Origin of the sequence: Mesorhizobium amorphae CCNWGS0123, from assembly GCF_001686985.1 — a bacterium.
Taxonomy (GTDB): Bacteria; Pseudomonadota; Alphaproteobacteria; order Rhizobiales; family Rhizobiaceae; genus Mesorhizobium; species Mesorhizobium amorphae.
Map to the genome: position 1 here is coordinate 850,628 of NZ_CP015322.1, position 14,100 is coordinate 864,727.

Annotated in this window: 12 protein-coding genes and 2 pseudogenes; 10 read left to right on the forward strand and 4 right to left on the reverse strand. The window is 57.1% G+C overall.

The window, feature by feature from the left end; translation table 11 throughout:
* From A6B35_RS33665 to tnpC (A6B35_RS33685), 5 genes and pseudogenes are all read left to right on the forward strand, one after another.
* Entirely contained in the window at window positions 1-735 is a 735-nt protein-coding gene (locus tag A6B35_RS33665) for an amino acid ABC transporter permease (protein ID WP_065518416.1), read from the forward strand.
* A 301-nt stretch (window positions 736-1,036) separates the two neighbouring features.
* Window positions 1,037-3,088 carry an acetate--CoA ligase family protein gene (locus tag A6B35_RS33670; protein WP_157999227.1) on the forward strand — a complete coding sequence of 684 codons (2,052 nt, stop codon included), beginning with the start codon at window positions 1,037-1,039 and terminating at the stop codon, window positions 3,086-3,088.
* 453 nt (window positions 3,089-3,541) lie between these two features.
* Window positions 3,542-3,928 carry an IS66-like element accessory protein TnpA gene (tnpA, locus tag A6B35_RS37725; RefSeq protein ID WP_006204820.1) on the forward strand — a complete coding sequence of 129 codons (387 nt, stop codon included), beginning with the start codon at window positions 3,542-3,544 and terminating at the stop codon, window positions 3,926-3,928.
* A complete protein-coding gene (tnpB, locus tag A6B35_RS33680) occupies window positions 3,925-4,272 on the forward strand; it encodes an IS66 family insertion sequence element accessory protein TnpB (protein ID WP_006204819.1) in 348 nt (115 codons plus the stop codon). Before tnpA ends, tnpB begins: the two co-directional genes overlap by 4 nt.
* A gap of 72 nt (window positions 4,273-4,344) precedes the next feature.
* Window positions 4,345-5,296, forward strand: a pseudogene (gene tnpC / locus A6B35_RS33685) (IS66 family transposase); the annotation flags it as partial.
* Window positions 5,297-5,382: 86 nt separating this feature from the next.
* On the opposite strand, the gene A6B35_RS33690 reads toward tnpC (A6B35_RS33685), so the two are convergent.
* The 3 genes from A6B35_RS33690 to A6B35_RS33700 are packed head-to-tail and all read right to left on the reverse strand — an operon-like array spanning window position 5,383 to window position 8,340.
* On the reverse strand, window positions 5,383-6,378 hold the full coding sequence (locus tag A6B35_RS33690; RefSeq protein ID WP_006205292.1) for a tyrosine-type recombinase/integrase: 996 nt from the start codon (window positions 6,376-6,378) through the stop codon (window positions 5,383-5,385).
* Window positions 6,368-7,312 carry a tyrosine-type recombinase/integrase gene (locus tag A6B35_RS33695; protein WP_006205291.1) on the reverse strand — a complete coding sequence of 315 codons (945 nt, stop codon included), beginning with the start codon at window positions 7,310-7,312 and terminating at the stop codon, window positions 6,368-6,370. Before A6B35_RS33695 ends, A6B35_RS33690 begins: the two co-directional genes overlap by 11 nt.
* Entirely contained in the window at window positions 7,309-8,340 is a 1,032-nt protein-coding gene (locus A6B35_RS33700) for a tyrosine-type recombinase/integrase (protein ID WP_244426054.1), read from the reverse strand. The genes A6B35_RS33695 and A6B35_RS33700 overlap by 4 nt, the downstream gene beginning before the upstream one ends.
* 351 nt (window positions 8,341-8,691) lie before the next feature.
* On the opposite strand from A6B35_RS33700, the pseudogene tnpC (A6B35_RS33705) reads away from it, so the two are divergent.
* From tnpC (A6B35_RS33705) to A6B35_RS33725, 5 genes and pseudogenes are all read left to right on the forward strand, one after another.
* Window positions 8,692-9,300, forward strand: a pseudogene (gene tnpC / locus A6B35_RS33705) (IS66 family transposase); the annotation flags it as partial.
* Complete coding sequence (locus A6B35_RS37050; protein ID WP_065518417.1) at window positions 9,300-9,605, forward strand: hypothetical protein; 306 nt, start codon at window positions 9,300-9,302, stop codon at window positions 9,603-9,605. The pseudogene tnpC (A6B35_RS33705) and the gene A6B35_RS37050, both read left to right, overlap by 1 nt.
* Before the next feature lie 191 nt (window positions 9,606-9,796).
* Window positions 9,797-10,771 (forward strand): enoyl-CoA hydratase/isomerase family protein, encoded by a 975-nt coding sequence (locus tag A6B35_RS33715; protein WP_040581921.1) that lies wholly within the window; start codon window positions 9,797-9,799, stop codon window positions 10,769-10,771.
* 235 nt (window positions 10,772-11,006) lie between these two features.
* Window positions 11,007-12,122 carry a CaiB/BaiF CoA transferase family protein gene (locus A6B35_RS33720; protein WP_006199861.1) on the forward strand — a complete coding sequence of 372 codons (1,116 nt, stop codon included), beginning with the start codon at window positions 11,007-11,009 and terminating at the stop codon, window positions 12,120-12,122.
* 100 nt (window positions 12,123-12,222) lie between these two features.
* Window positions 12,223-12,993 carry a crotonase/enoyl-CoA hydratase family protein gene (locus A6B35_RS33725; RefSeq protein WP_006199859.1) on the forward strand — a complete coding sequence of 257 codons (771 nt, stop codon included), beginning with the start codon at window positions 12,223-12,225 and terminating at the stop codon, window positions 12,991-12,993.
* A gap of 673 nt (window positions 12,994-13,666) precedes the next feature.
* Here A6B35_RS33725 and A6B35_RS36075 read toward each other — a convergent pair.
* Window positions 13,667-14,083: a hypothetical protein gene (locus tag A6B35_RS36075; protein WP_139032171.1), complete on the reverse strand. Its 417-nt coding sequence runs from the start codon at window positions 14,081-14,083 to the stop codon at window positions 13,667-13,669.
* Window positions 14,084-14,100: the final 17 nt, after the last annotated feature.

A 14,100-nucleotide genomic window follows, 5' to 3' on the forward strand; every position in this document is an offset into this window, starting at 1 on the left:
ATGTCTGAGTCACTTTTCTTCTCCACCACCCTTTGGTTCTCAATCTTGAGGGGTCTTCAGATCACGATTCTGTTGACTGTCCTTTCGATGGCATTCGGGCTCATCCTGGGAACCGCACTAGCGCTCGTTCGCGTCTACGGCAGTGCCCTGGCTTCGTCTGTCGCAGCAACCTATATTTTCGTTTTCCGAGGCATCCCGCTTCTGATCCTGCTCTATTTCCTCTACTATGGTGCACCGCAAATCTCGTTTCTGCGCACGGGTCTCCTGTGGGACGTCCTGTTCAGTTCGGCCTTCGGAACCTGTATCCTCGCCTTTTCGCTGAACAACGCTGCATACCTCGCCGAGGCGGTTCGGGGTGGCATCTTGACCGTTAAGAAGGGCCAGATCGAGGCGGGGTTCGCGATCGGCCTTACAACGCGAAAGGTGATTTCGCGTATCACCTTGCCGATTGCTATGCGCAATTGTCTCTCCCAAATCGGCAATGAGACCATCTTCACAATCAAGGCCTCCTCCATTGCAAGCATTGTCACCGTTCGGGACCTGCTCGGCCAAGCGCAATATGTCGGGAATATCTACTACGATAACATTACCCCTCTTCTGGCCGCAGCCATACTCTACTTGGTGCTCGTGCAGATTGTTGAGAGGCTGATCCGCTGGGCGGACAGAGCCCTGAAACCGGCTCCACTAGCAGGCGCGAAAGGAAAGAGACCGAACCAGCTTCAAGTCGTATCTTGACGGTGATTCCCTGAGAAGCATCGGGACGTGACCCAAAGTGCGGTCTTCGTCCCCAAATTCGCCCTCATGACCAGGCCGGGCTCAAGATTGTCTACCCCTTAGACCGAGAGGCATACGCTGCACATCGGGAGTTGGGCTGATCGACCCTCGATCCATGTGCGCCCCTTTTTGAAGCCAACGACCTAAAGCTGGAGAACTAACATGCAACAAAATGTTTCGTTGGTCCCGGGGGCAGCCACTAGCAACGTTCTGGCGACCGCGGCCACAGATGTCGCGTTGCGATGACGGCGCGGAGAGAAAAATGAACGTAACCAATAGAACGTTTTCCGCCGATCTTAGCGGCCTGTTCAATCCTCGGTCGGTTGCTGTAATCGGGGCTTCATCAACGCCCGGCAAATGGGGTTTTGAGTACGCTCGCCAATTGCTGGAAGGTGCGCCATCGCGGGCCGTCTATCTCGTAAACCAGCGCGGAGGAACCGTTCACGCAACTAGAACCTACACCTCGGTTCAATTGCTTCCGGCAGCCCCGGAACTGGTCGTAATTTGCGTACCGGCAGCCCAGGTTCGCAGTGCTGTAGATGACGCGCTCGCAGCTGGAGCTCGCTACATCGTCTGTGTTACAGCGGGTTTCAAGGAGACTGGTGAAGAAGGCCATCGGCTCGAAAACGAGATCCGCGAGCGAGTGCGGGCCGCAGGGGCTCGTCTGGTTGGACCGAATTGCGTTGGATTATTCGACGCGGCGGCAAAACTCGCTTGCACGGCCTTTTGGGATTTGCCGCCGGGCGACATTGGAATTGTCTCGCAGAGCGGCGGAGTGATAGTAGAACTTGGGACGCGCCTGCCACACGAGAAGCTTGGCATATCTCGCGCTGTGTCCGTTGGAAACCAGGCAGATCTGACCGTTGCAGAGTTTATCGAGTCTTTTGCAGTTGATCCCAACACCAGAGTAATCACGGCTTACATCGAAGAGTACCAAGATGGACGCCGCCTCTTCGAGACGATCGAGTACGCGCGCAGTCGTGGAAAGGAGGTCATTCTCCTAGCGCCCCGTGCGGGGGAGGCAGTGGGGCGTAGCGTTGCTTCCCACACTGGGTCTATGATCTCCAACGAGGATGTTCTGGCGAGCATATGCGCTGAGCTCGATGTCGTCCGCGTGCGAGGCATCGGAGATCTTCTGCTGGCTCTTCGTGGCATAGACGCACCAACCCGGGCTGGTGGCCGGCGCGTGGCCGTCGTAGCTGATGGCGGGGGGGCCGCTACGCTCGCAACAGATGCAGCCATTGCGGAAGGACTCGAAGTACCTGCTTTCTCCGCCGAACTCGTCCGTAGGCTGAAGGAAATTGCACCCAATTCCAGCGTTGGCAACCCTGTTGACTTGGTAGGTGCGCTTGATTTGGGCGTATTCCGGCCCATCATTCAAGCAATCGCTTCCTCTGGCGAGGGGGACGCGATCCTTATGAACGGCGCTTTCAACAACGTTGCTGGAGCATCCATCGAAGGTGAATGCGCCGTGGCCGCGAATATTCGAAATATCTGCAGTCAGTCTGGTATCGCTCTGTCCGTCGCCAGCACGCTAACCGGCGAGCCTGCCATGACTGCGCTCGCTCGAGACAGAGTTCCTGTGTTTGACTTTCCAGTTGAGGCCGCCCGATGCTTGGAACTTGGCCGTAAACGCCTTCCCAAGCGGAAACTGATAGCAAACCGCACTACAAGATTATTTGTTGGAGAGGTTGACTATCTCGCTAGCAGAACGGCTCTCGCCGGCGCCGGAGTGATCTTTAGCAAAGCGGTGTACGCAAGAGACGCTGATGAGGCGGCTAGGGCGGCCCACTCCATTGGATATCCAGTGGTTCTGAAGGCTCTAGGTAGCTTGCACAAGAGCGATTCTGGCGCAGTCGTTCTCAACATACGCGACGAGGTGACTCTGCGGAGCAAGCTGGAAAGTCTTAGCAACGAGCTCCGACCGACCGGCTTCAGCGTTGAAGAAATGGTTGTAGAAAAGGATGCGATCGAGCTGTTGATTGGCGGAGTTCGAGATCCAGCCTTCGGACCAACCGTGGTCGTTGCCGCGGGTGGTACGAGAACCGAAATTTGGCGGGACAGGGTTGTGGCGCTTGCGCCGGTCGACGAGGATAACGCTCTGCGAATGCTAAATTCATTGCGCATCGCCCCCTTGTTTGGTGGCTTCAGGGGCAGTTCCCGGATCGACCTGGATGTCGTTGCAAAAGCAGTAACGGCAGTCTCGCGATTTATAGCGGATCATGACAACGTATCGGAAGCTGAGGTCAACCCGCTCATTGTCGGTCCGACACGCTGCCTCGCGGTCGATGCTAGGATCGTTACAGCCTTGTAGGAGGGCGCCGGGCCAATGGTTCTGTCATCCTTGACCTCAAGCAACGGGGGGGCCGCGAAACGGTCGAGGAGTGGTCTGATGATCGGGGGCGTAGCGCGCCGCCCGGAGTGAGCAGCAGCGGCTCGGCTTGGGGTCGGCAGTTGCCTTGTCCGCCGTCCTTCGCTGGCTTGGGGAGCCGGCTAGGGGCAGGGATGGCTTCCTTGGTACGGGTTAGCGCCTTTAACGCAGGGCGCGCGCGCGACAATCTATGCCGACCGGATTAGGACCCTTGGACCGATCATAAAAGCCGGGCTCGATCTCGCCGAGCTGGAAATACCGCTGAGCGTCGAATTCAGGATTCAGGCGCCGATTTGGCAGGTAATGGGTGAGCGTCCGGTGAGTCGGTTTTGGTTAGGTGCGGAATTAGCGCAGGTTACGACACAGATGATTCATTTGTGACGTAACAGGATATGAATGGCCAAGGTTGAGATCCTGACGGGTGCCGAGCGACAACGTCGATGGCCGACAGAACTGAAGCTTTCGATATTGCAAGAAGCGTTCAGCGCGGATGGGAGCGTTTCCGATGTTGCGCGCCGGCACGACGTTCTTCCGCAACAGATATACGCGTGGCGAAAGAAGTTCTCGCCACCCAAATTGAAGCCTCCAGAGACCGTATCGCTCATCCCGGTTTCTCTTATCGGAGCGTCGGAGAGCCCCAGCGATGGTTCCACGAGGAGCAGTGTGCGGTCGAGGCGCAAAGACGTTGAAATCGTCCTGAGGAATGGTCGCTTACTGAGAATTGCAGCGGACATGGATCTCGAGGTGCTATCGTCACTGGTCGCTTGTGTGGAGGCGGCATGATCGGGCCTTCTGGGAATGTGCGGGTCTATCTGGCCTGCGGAGTGACGGACATGCGGCGTGGCATTGATGGGCTGTCGGCGCTCGTTGAGACGGCTATCAAGGAGGCGCCGGGCTCGGGCGCAATCTTCGGCTTCCGCGGAAAACGCGCCGACCGTATCAAACTTCTGTGGTGGGACGGCCAAGGGTTCTGCCTGTTTTACAAGATTTTGGAACGCGGATACTTTCCGTGGCCAACAGCGAAAGAAGGCGTTGCGCATCTGACGCAGGCGCAGCTTTCGATGCTTGTGGAAGGGATCGATTGGCGTCGACCGGCGTGGACTTCTGCTCCCGGCCGAACGGGATAAAAGCTATATTTTGCAAGGGCATCCGGGCTAAAATGCTAGTGCTTTCGCTGCAAATCGGCTATGTTTTTGGGTATGGAAGCACCGCCGCTGGACAGTCAGGACGAGCTATTGGCACTGCGCGCGCTCGTCGGTGAGCAGGCGGCGAAACTCAGCGCGCAAAAAGCCGAAGTCAACAAACGCGACTCCATCATCGGTCTTTTGCGCGCTGCTCCGACATCGGCAGCACGGCGCATCTTCAGAGAAGATCGATCGGAAGATTGAGCAATTTGAACTCATGCTGGAGGAGATCGAAGCCGCCCGCGCCGAGGCTGATGCTTGTTCTGGAAAAGCCCTGCTGCCCGATCTGGATGATGCCCCGGACAAGCCGAAACGCAGACCTCTGCCGGATGGCCTGCCAACTGAAGAGCGTGTGTATGCAGCGCCCTGCAATTGCCCAACCTGTGGCGGCACCTCCTTCTTGAAGGCGGCTGACAAGGTGGTCCAGGTGATGGAGCATGTGCCGGCTTCTGTAAAGATCGTCCGGCATGTCGAGAAGCGTATGGTCTGCAGGGACTGCGATACGACCGTATCGGGTGAGATGCCGACTTTGCCGATCGAGCGAGGCAAACCCGGACCGGGCTTGCTTGCTCATATCATGGTCGCCAAGTTCGACGATCATATCCCGCTCTATCGTCTATCCGAAATGTACGATCGGCTGGGAGTAGATATCTCGCGCTCCGTCATGGCGGACTGGGTGGGTCGCGTGTCCGTTCTTCTTGCCCCGCTCATTTTGCTGATCAGAGCCCATATCGCGGCGGTCGATCGAATACACACGGACGATACCCCGGTCGATGTTCTCGACCCGGGGCGAGGAAAGACAAAAACCGGCAGGGTCTGGGTCTACGTCTTCGATGGAAGCGGTTACCAGGATCCCACTCCCGGCGCGATCGCCTATTACTATAGCCCCGACCGAAAGGGCGCGCATCCGGCCGACCACCTCGCAAACTTCAGCGGTGTGATGCATGCCGATGGCTATGGAGGTTATGTTGCGGCCGTCCATATGTAACGGTGGCCGGAGAAAGGTTCGTTTCCCCGGCCTGAACCGCAACATAAATTCCAACTCTGCGACGGCTACAGAGCTTTCAGGAAAGCCATCAAGGATGGCAGTGAGCGCTGAGGGACAGTGGCTTGTTGGCCAGAGATGTCGACCCGAGCAAGCGCCTTTGCCTTCATTTCCATATCGACTTCAGCATAAATATGCGTCGTGTCGAGAGACACGTGGCCAAGCCAGGCGCGGATAGTGTTGATATCGACGCCAGCGCGAAGCAGGTGGACTGCCGTTGTATGCCGAATGGTGTGGGGACTGACACGCTTCGTTTCGATCGACGGCACTGTTCTGCTCGCCAGTTCGGCGTAGTGGGTCACAAGCCTGTGGATCCCGAACCGCGTCAATGGCAAGTTGACCCGATTCAAAAACACCGGGTCACGTTTGCCACGCCCCTCGACGAGCCTCGACAATGTCGTTGCAGTGGCTGGCCACAATGGACATGATCGGAACTTGTTTCCCTTGCCGTGTAGTCGCACCGACGCTTGCCGGCCCAGCTGTAGATTGTCGACGATCAAGTTCGCCGCTTCATCGGCACGGGCACCGCTGTTGTACAAGAACAGAAGCAAAGCATAATCGCGATTGCCGAGAGGCGTACGACGGTCCGGTTGTGCCAAGAGCGCGTCCATCTCCGGCTTCTCGAGATATCCGATCACGGCCTTGGCGGTCTTCTTGAACGGCATCGCTCGTACTTCGCCGGACCACGCGATGTGGACCGGAGAGTGCATGCCTATGAACCTTGCCAATGAGCGTATGGTCGCCAGCCTCTGGTTTCGGGTGACTCCGCTGCACTTTCGATCGCGTTCCAGGTGATCAAGGAACTGACGGATGATTGACGGTGTCAAATCCTCGACTACCATTCGATCGATGGCGCGCGCCGCGTGATTGCTGGCGAACGGAAGCAAGAGCATCAGGGTGTCGCGGTAGCTGGCCTGAGTGTTTCGGGACAGATTCCGCTCCGCCACCAGATGTTCGAGGAGGAACCGCCGCACCCATGGTCCGAGGAGCATCTCATTCTTCATGGCTGCCCTCCATCGCATATTCGGCGAAGCGTTGGCTGGCCGCCTCCAGGAGTTCCGGCGTCATCTGCAGATAGCGTTGCGTCGATTGGATGTCGATGTGACCAAGGAAGGTTGCGAGTTGGGGGAGCAATCGCTGGACGTCCTGGCCGGATTGATACCATGCGACGACACGGTGGACGGCTGCGGTGTGGCGAAGATCATGGAGACGTGGTGGACGCGGTTCGCCGATCGGGCGTTCGATACCGGCGTCGCGGCGGACATGCTGGAACATCGTGATGACAGTCGGATAAGTCCATCCTCGAATGCCGCGCGACGCGAACAGCGGCGCCGCATTCCCCTGCGGCATTGGTAGCATACCACGACGTTCGAGATGCGCGGCCAGCTCTCCAGACAGCTTCGGTCCAATCGGAACCATGCGAGTCTTGTAGAATTTGGTGCAGTGGATGGTGATGACCTTTTCGACGAGATCGACATCCTGAAAGGTCAAGCGCAGGGCCTCGCCGATCCGCATGCCGGTCCCGTAGAGGAGTAAGATCATCGTACGATACATCGCGGGTACATGCTGGCTGTAGCCCGTTCGCAAAGTCGACGTTGCTTCCAAAAGTCGGCGCAGTTCGTCGGTCGAATATACGTATGGCGTTTGCGCCGGCGGCAGGTTCGGCAGAACTGTCGGCAGAGCCGAGCGATCGGCATATCCACGACTTATTGCAAACCTAAACAGGCCGCTCAGCACGCTGTGCTTGAGTACCCACGTCGCTGTCGGAGCCTTGTCTCCATTGAGGAAATCAATGACCGATTCCGGGGTCACCTCGTCGATCTGTCGATCGCCGACTGCTCGCCCGAAGTGGTGGAGCTTGCGTTCGGCAGACTCGAAGCGCATGCCCAGTGACCGTTGCCGGGCCACGTAGAGATCGATGACGTCGCTCAGCTTCATAGGACGTCTCCCAAATCGAAGGCTCCGACTTCACGAAGAGCTGCCATGTTCACCTTGGCGTAGACACTTGTTGCCGCGGTGCTGCGGTGTCCAAGATGGTCGCCGATCTCCTTGATGGTCAGTCCCTCGGCGAGCAAGCGAACTGCACAGGCATGGCGCAAGGCATGCGCGCCGGGATGCGCAGCTCGAATCCCGAGCGCAACAAATCGCCGATTGGCGATGCTATAAATGCTGGTCACGTTCAAGGGGCGTCGAGGCGCCTGCATCCGGAGGAAAACTTCTCGGCACGACGACTGCGGGCGGACTGTATCCACGTAGCGCGCCAATGCTTCCGCAACGGAAGGCACCAGCGGATAGATCTGGGCTTCTCGTCGCTTTAGGCGGAAAAGCCGAAGTGTTCGCCCCGCCCAGTCGATCTGGTCGAGCCGCAGTGCGGCGACTTCGCCGCGGCGCATGCCATAAACAGCCAGCAGCAGTAGGATCGCGCGGTCTCGGATGTCGCGGGGCCGGTCCGTATCGACGTCGGCCAACATCTTCTGGACGTCGGACCAATCCGGGGCATATGGCAGAGACTCATGCTGATACAGCCGAGGTCGCGATATTGACGCCGCCAAGCGGTCTGAGCACCACGCCTCTTTTGCTGCGTATCGCAGAAAATCCCGCAAGGCTGAAGTGGCGTGTGCAATAGAGAGGCGACCCCATCGTCCGGCTCCTTGGGTCGCGATATAATTGTCAATGTCTTCTGCCTTCAAATCTTCAAGATGGCGGTTCGACCGTTCGCACCACAGCAAGAACCTGCCGGCCATCCTCCCCCATTGCTCCACCGTCGACGGTGTCAAACCGCGTTCGTCGCGCATCCAGACAACGTATTGGTCGAGTTGCCCTTGGTACGACAATATGACGGTGGGCTCGCGCCACCAGCCTAGGAACTTCAGCCAGGGTCGCCCGATATCGATAACTCGACGCGCGGCGGTAGCCGCACCGCGAAGATTCTGCCGAGCTTGCGCGATCGGCAACAACTCCGCCATGCCAACTCCCTCCGCGGCGTCCGGGCGGAGATGTCGCGCGATCCATAGGAGTTCGCTGCGTTTGACCCTCAGAACTTCGGGTCTCGCTCCGAGTGTGGCGCAATGATGCAAATAGCGGTTCCGCTCGTCAGCGAAGGGCACTTCGGGAAATAGGGCATCAGCGGCTTGGTCAGAAAAGCAAGAGCGATCCATGTCGAACCTCCAAATGAGAAAAGGTCCGCCAGCTGAGCTCGCGATTTATGTTGCGTCAAATCGGGCCCAAACACTCAGTTGACAATGGGTAAAGGCCAGCATGGCCACATATGGACGGCCGCAACATAGCCGCTGATATGTCCTCCAGAACATATCAGTGGTTACAAGAAGCTCTACGGCAACCAGATCGTCGAGGCCGCCTGCATGGCGCATGTGCGCCGCAAGTTCCATGACGTGATCAAGCTGAAGCCATCTTCGATCGCTGACGAAGCGCTGTCGCGCATCGGTGCGCTCTACGATATCGAGGATCGTATCCGCGGCATGTCGGCTGACGAGCGGCGTACACTGCGCCAGCAACACGCCAGGCCCATTCTGGCGGACCTCAAGAGCTGGATAGAAGAGACGCTTTCGACGCTACCACAGAAGCAGAAGCTGGCCGAGGCAATGCGATATGCCCTCTCGCGATGGGCAGCATTGAGCGTTTACATCGACGATGGCCGTGTCGAAATCGATAACAATATAGCTGAACGAGCCATGCGTCCGCTTGGAATCGGAAGAAAAAATTGGCTCTTCGCGGGGTCGGACAAGGGCGGTGAGCGCATCGCAAACATCCTGACCATCATCGAGACTGCCAAACTCCATGGCCACAATCCGGAGGTCTATCTCACAGACGTCCTGACCCGGATCCAGGATCACCCCAACGATCGGCTTGAGGAACTGCTGCCGTGGCAGTGGGTGCCGGCGAAAGACCGATACGAGGCTGCGTGATGGCACGCTCGAGGTTCGTCTATACGCTTAAAGAAGTCGCCGGCATGATCAGCGAAAACCTCGAATTAGTCGAGGAGCTGACCGCCAACTCGGACAATATCACCGAGGGCGAATTGGTTTATGTCCGCGATGGCAGCGAAGATGGCACAAAAGCCCTGACCGAAAATGGAATTGACGACCTTCAAAATCTCCTCGCCGACATACGGACGTGGGATGGTGGCATCCGCCAGTTCCTCGTCGATGAACAATGCGATCCCGAGATGATCGAGCGCGTCATGGCAGATGAGCTGAAGCGCCTCCTATAGCTTCGGCCGCTCAACCAAGCGAAAACGCTTTCGCCGGACGCTCACGGTAATGGGCCGAAGCGTTGGGCCGAAATTTGGGGCGCCGGTCAAACAGTTTCCGCCCCAGATCGAACCTTCTTTTGGCTCTTACCTCAGAGTGATCAGCCATCGACCGCAGCGCAATTGAAGTAGGAAAGGAACTCACCAACCAGATGATTTTTTTGTGGGCAGCCCCAAAGAAAAAAGCTGCTATCGATTGGCCCGAGGTGCCGCAGGTTTTGCTTGGCACGCTCGCTCGGCGTGCACCGAATGCCGAGCGATTTCAAACTCAGCGAGGATCCCAGATGGACGCACCGACCGTGAGCAGCCCGAATTACGAACACCTCCTGTACGAAGTAGATTCGGACCATATTTGTTGGCTGACGCTTAATCGGCCGGAGAAGATCAACGCTATGAACAACCGCCTTCTAGCGGAGCTCAGGCAGGGTCTGCTCAGAGCGGACAAGGATGACGATGTGAGGGTCGTCGTTATCCGCGGTAGCGGGAAAGGGTTTTGTGCTGGTCATGACCTTGTTGAAGATGCTAATGAAGTATTTACATCGATTTATCACTATAGGACGCATTTTTTCGAACAATTTGATACTTTCACCACGCCGTGGCAAATTACTAAGCCGGTGATTGCGTCTGTACACAAAGTTGCGATTGGCAAGGGTTTCGAACTTTCGCTGTTCTGCGATATAACTATTGTTACGTCTGACACTAAGATGGGCTACAACGAGTTCCGTTATGGTATTCTAGGGCATTGTATGTTTTTGCCCTGGATAGTTAATATGAAGACCGCTAAGGATATCATGCTTACGGGCGGTGAAGTGACTGCCCACCGCGCAAAAGAGATTGGGCTTATTACAGAGGTTGTTGAACCGGATCAGCTGCATGAGGCGACACTCAAGAAGGCTAGGCTGATGGCGGCGATTCCGCCGGATATCCAGCGCATCCACAAGATGTATTTGAACCGCGTTTACGAAATGCAAGGTTTGAAAAATGCTACCGCCTATTATTTGGAGCTGGTGGCGATTGCAGGCCATCAGACGGTGCCTGAATACACCGAGCTTATGGAAACCATCAAAAAGGACGGCCTGCGAGTCGCGCTCGATAAGGCGCAGAAGCGCTACAAGGATCTCGAATAGAGAAACCGTCTGCTGCGCCCAGCTTCGCGGGCGTGTGTTGTCGTTAAGCGCTCCGCCTTTTGAAAAGTGTGAACAGTCCCAAGGTTGATCTCGGTTGCGAGGCCGTGATGGCAGTCGCAGCCGGGATCAATCTGCTCGAACTATAGGATGTCTCGCGGGCAGTGCTAGACTCCTTCTGTGCCAGTAGGACTGTGCAGCTAAGAGCTAAGATTTCAAGCATTCGGAGAATGGCTGTATGGGTGTTTTAAGCGGAGTAAAGATCATTGAGATTGCCGGCCTTGGGCCGGGGCCGTTCTGCGGAATGTTATTGGCCGACCTTGGCGCTGACGTTATCTCCATTGAACGGCCTGACGCGGATGTGGGAGCCCCAAGGCCGTGGGCCGTGTGCAGCCGCGGTAAGCGCTCTATCGTCCTTGATCTCAAGAAGCCAGCCGCAGTCGAAACGGTTTTGCAGTTGGTCGAGAATGCCGATGCTTTGATCGAGGGTATGCGACCTGGGGTAATGGAACGGCTCGGTTTGGGCCCCGAAGTCTGTCATGCTCGGTGTTCATCGCTGGTTTACGGCCGAATGACGGGGTGGGGACAAAATGGGCCCTTGGTTCAGGCTGCAGGCCATGATGGGAATTATACCGGCATTTCGGGCGCGCTGTGGCTTGCCACGCCGCCGGGGCAAGCTCCCGAGGGTCCACCGACATTACTCGGCGATGTAGCTGGCGGCGCGCTTTACCTTGCCGTGGGTATTCTCGCGGGCATTTTGAGGGCTAGACAGGACGGACGTGGCCAAGTCGTCGATGCGGCAATGATTGACGGATCTGCCCACCTTCTAAATCTTGCGATCTCGTTTATTCACCTCGATCTGGGTGGCGAGTTTGCTCGCGGAAAGCCTACTGCAAGCGGGATGTTCTGGGATCGCGCCTACCAGTGCGCCGACGGAGAGTGGGTCGTAATCCAACCAGTCGAACCCCACTTCTATGCTGAATTGATCAGACGCCTCGGTTTTGACAATGATCAGCGTTTTGTGAATGGCCAACGCACTCCCGAGCTTTGGGCAACGCTCGGAAATGAGCTTGCGGAGCACTTTAAAACCAAGACTCGCGCAGAGTGGACCGCATTGCTCGAAGGTACTGACTCGTGCTTTGCCCCTGTCCTATCGCCCGAGGAGGCTGCTTCACATCCGCAAGTCATTGCTCGAGGAATCTACAAAAGGATCGACAATGTTCTGCAAGCTGCGCCGGCTCCCCGGTTTTCGCTAACGCCGTCGCCTGAATTGGGTTCAGTGCCGCCTCGCGGCGCTCATACCGAGGAGATCTTAGCGGAGCTTGGGCTTGGGCGCAGCTCAGCGAGGGGTTGAAAGCAGCGATTGGGTTGGGACACGCACGCTGACCCAGGCACTGTGTACAAATAAGCGCTGCAATTGCGTAATGGCGCTCCTATTGGATGAGGAGAAATCAATGGGTGAGGAGGCACGACTCGTTCTCACGGAGCGGCGGGGTAATATTCTGGTTATTACCATAAATCGTCCCGAGGTAAGGAACGCGGTAGACGCTAAAACTGCCGATGCCATACAGGATGCAATGGATCTACTCGAAAACGAAGAAGACCTGTTGGTTGGAGTGCTGACAGGTGCTGGGGGAAATTTCTGTTCGGGAATGGACTTGAAGGCAGCTGCCACCGAAGGAATGCAGCCCCAGCTACGTAGGGGTAGCTTTGGTATTATGGCCCGGCCGCCGCATAAGCCACTGATTGCGGCAGTTGAGGGCTACGCGGTAGCGGGTGGATTCGAGACGTGCCTTGCCTGCGACATGATCGTAGCAGCTCGTAACGCCAAGTTCGGCTTGCCGGAGGTTCGACACAACCTAATGGCGACATACGGCCTTGTTAGGCTTCCCGCGCGCATGCCTTATCATCTGGCAATGGAGCTCGCACTCACGGGCGAACTTAAGGAAGCGTCCTACTTCGAACGGTTCGGGGTTGTGAATCGTCTCGCCGAGCCTGGCCAAGCGCTTGAGGAAGCATTGAAGCTTTCGCAGTCGCTACTCCCTAACGGTCCCCTCGCGCTGATGGCAAGCAAGGAAATTATTTTCCAGACGTTTGACGGGCAGGAGACCGAAGACAGGCTTTTAGAGCTTCCGATAGTCCAGAGAGTATTTGGCTCAGAAGATGAGCGCGAGGGATTGGTCGCCTTCGCCGAGAAGCGCAAACCTGTCTGGAAAGGGCGCTAGATCTGGTGCCAACCGTGCTGGCGTGCGGCAATCCTTCTGAATTGGAACGAGGTACCCGCGAACTAAGACGGCAAGAGTCCTCCCCAATCATCAACACGTACACAGAAAGTTATCTAGGTCGAGGATATAAAATTCAAAGTTTGAAAATCGTTCGGATCGATGTGATCGGAGAGAAACATCGCCTCGCGGGCGCGGGCAACTCCAACCAGCCGCGTCAATGGCAAGATGTTTCCGCAACACCGGATAGAGCGATGCGTGCATATGCCGTCGTAAGAACGGCTGATTCTACAGCAATGCGCATGTCGCAGGCCAAGGGCTATCGAAAGGCCGCCGCACGGTGGGGCCTCCGATGGCCGCAACATGGCTTTCGCACCGCCGTCAGGGAACCGATCCGCCTGCGGGGATACGCGCGTTATCTTGCCACCCGCTGTTCGAATGTTGCTCCCGCCAGCCTGAGTCCTGGCCACCCATGCCTTTCACGTCGCCCCCCGCACAGAACCCCCTCTTGCCCCCCGGATGGAGCTCTGGAATCCTCCACCAAACTTGAGATCAACTTTTCCCACAGTCCAAACATTCCATTGGAATCGCGTCCCGCACCTCCGGACGATTTAAAGTGATAACGGCGACTCGGTCACTAATTTCGGCCCGCAATTCACCTGCACCTGAATCGATTTCAACTCTTTCCGACATGCATGATGCTCCAACCTGAGACCGGCGCTGCAGCGCGACGATGATCATGAAAATTGAAGTGTTGCACATCCATGAACCAATTCCCGGATGTGCTCTGTTCCAGGTCCTGGGGCCGCCCGCTGCCGCCACATGCGACCATCTGAGCACCATCATTCCGGAGCTTCGTGACGATCGCGCGGTCGATGTCGCATCCGCCGCGGTGCCTGATGCGAACCTTCGAAGAGTGACCTTCGATCGAACCGCCCAGAATGCTGACCGCCGAGGGACGGGTTCGCAAGACGGCCGATACCCGCAAGCCACCAGAAGCCTCAAGACATTGAGAAGGGCAGCGCGACTTGAGTTTTTCACTGACGAGGCCGTGAGGAAAGCGTGGAAGCGCATCTTCTGGAGCCCGTGCCATGTCTTCGCTTCGCCAGG

What these genes read in the sequence shown, in the direction of transcription:
- A6B35_RS33665 (WP_065518416.1), top strand. Translation starts at nt 1, where the DNA reads ATGTCTGAGTCACTTTTCTTCTCCACCACCCTTTGGTTCTCAATCTTG.
- A6B35_RS33670 (WP_157999227.1), top strand. Translation starts at nt 1,037, where the DNA reads ATGAACGTAACCAATAGAACGTTTTCCGCCGATCTTAGCGGCCTGTTC.
- tnpA (WP_006204820.1), top strand. Translation starts at nt 3,542, where the DNA reads ATGGCCAAGGTTGAGATCCTGACGGGTGCCGAGCGACAACGTCGATGG.
- tnpB (WP_006204819.1), top strand. Translation starts at nt 3,925, where the DNA reads ATGATCGGGCCTTCTGGGAATGTGCGGGTCTATCTGGCCTGCGGAGTG.
- A6B35_RS33690 (WP_006205292.1), bottom strand. Translation starts at nt 6,378, where the DNA reads ATGAAGAATGAGATGCTCCTCGGACCATGGGTGCGGCGGTTCCTCCTC.
- A6B35_RS33695 (WP_006205291.1), bottom strand. Translation starts at nt 7,312, where the DNA reads ATGAAGCTGAGCGACGTCATCGATCTCTACGTGGCCCGGCAACGGTCA.
- A6B35_RS33700 (WP_244426054.1), bottom strand. Translation starts at nt 8,340, where the DNA reads ATGGCGGAGTTGTTGCCGATCGCGCAAGCTCGGCAGAATCTTCGCGGT.
- A6B35_RS37050 (WP_065518417.1), top strand. Translation starts at nt 9,300, where the DNA reads ATGGCACGCTCGAGGTTCGTCTATACGCTTAAAGAAGTCGCCGGCATG.
- A6B35_RS33715 (WP_040581921.1), top strand. Translation starts at nt 9,797, where the DNA reads ATGATTTTTTTGTGGGCAGCCCCAAAGAAAAAAGCTGCTATCGATTGG.
- A6B35_RS33720 (WP_006199861.1), top strand. Translation starts at nt 11,007, where the DNA reads ATGGGTGTTTTAAGCGGAGTAAAGATCATTGAGATTGCCGGCCTTGGG.
- A6B35_RS33725 (WP_006199859.1), top strand. Translation starts at nt 12,223, where the DNA reads ATGGGTGAGGAGGCACGACTCGTTCTCACGGAGCGGCGGGGTAATATT.
- A6B35_RS36075 (WP_139032171.1), bottom strand. Translation starts at nt 14,083, where the DNA reads ATGGCACGGGCTCCAGAAGATGCGCTTCCACGCTTTCCTCACGGCCTC.